At 67.3% G+C, this 1195-nt stretch carries 1 protein-coding gene; it reads left to right on the top strand.

Features of this window, described 5'->3' with window-relative positions; translation table 11 throughout:
• Positions 1-81: 81 nt before the first annotated feature.
• Positions 82-1195 (top strand): alpha-mannosidase (locus LCD31_RS28745; protein WP_374201695.1); only part of this gene is annotated, 1114 nt, incomplete at its 3' end.

The following is a 1195-nucleotide window of genomic DNA, read 5'->3' on the forward strand; positions in this document are numbered from 1 at the left end:
GCCCACACCACCACCCACCGCATCAGCGCCACCGGACACGCCCACATCGACTCCGCCTGGCTCTGGCCCCAACGCGAAACCATCCGCAAAGTCGCCCGCACCGTCGCCAACGTCACCGAACTCATGACCCGCGACCCCGCCTTCACCTTCGCCATGTCCCAAGCCCAACAACTCGCCTGGCTCAAACAACACCACCCCGACCTCTTCGACCGCGTCCGCGAACACGTCCGCACCGGCCAATTCGTCCCCGTCGGCGGCATGTGGGTCGAATCCGACACCAACCTGCCCGGCTCCGAAGCCCTCGCCCGCCAATTCCTCCACGGCAAACGCTTCTACCTCGACGAATTCGGCATCGACACCCAAGAAGTCTGGCTACCCGACTCCTTCGGCTACAGCGGCGCACTACCCCAACTCGTCCGCCACTCCGGATCCCGCTGGTTCCTCACCCAGAAGATCTCCTGGAACCGGACCAACAAGTTCCCCCACCACACCTTCTGGTGGGAAGGCATCGACGGCACCCGCGTCTTCACCCACTTCCCACCCGTCGACACCTACAACGCCGAACTCACCGGCGCCGAACTCGCCCACGCCAGCCGCAACTTCGCCGAACACGGCCACGCCACCCGATCCCTCGTGCCCTACGGCCACGGCGACGGCGGCGGCGGACCCACCCGCGACATGCTCGCCCGCGCCCACCGCCTCGCCGACCTCGAAGGCTCACCCACCGTCGAACTCCACTCACCGGCCGAATTCTTCACCGCCGCCGAAGCCGACCACCGCGACCCCGCCGTCTGGACCGGCGAGCTCTACCTCGAATTCCACCGCGGCACCTACACCTCCCAAGCCCGCACCAAACAAGGCAACCGCCGCAGCGAACACCTCCTGCGCGAAGCCGAACTCTGGTGCACCACCGCCCACACCACCCTCGGCCACGACTACCCCCACGACACCCTCGACCGCCTGTGGAAAACCGTGCTCCTGCACCAGTTCCACGACATCCTGCCCGGATCCTCCATCGCCTGGGTCCACCGCGAAGCCGAACAGACCTACCAGCACGTCACCGCCGAACTCCACGAACTCATCGACCACGCCCAACGCGCCCTCGCAGGCACCGGACCCGGCACCACCACCTTCAACGCCACACCCCACCACCACGACGGCATCCCCGCTCTCGGCGCCGGAACCCCCACCACAC

The sequence above is a fragment of the Saccharopolyspora sp. 6M genome (assembly GCF_020176775.1).
Taxonomy (GTDB): Bacteria; Actinomycetota; Actinomycetes; order Mycobacteriales; family Pseudonocardiaceae; genus Saccharopolyspora_C; species Saccharopolyspora_C gregorii.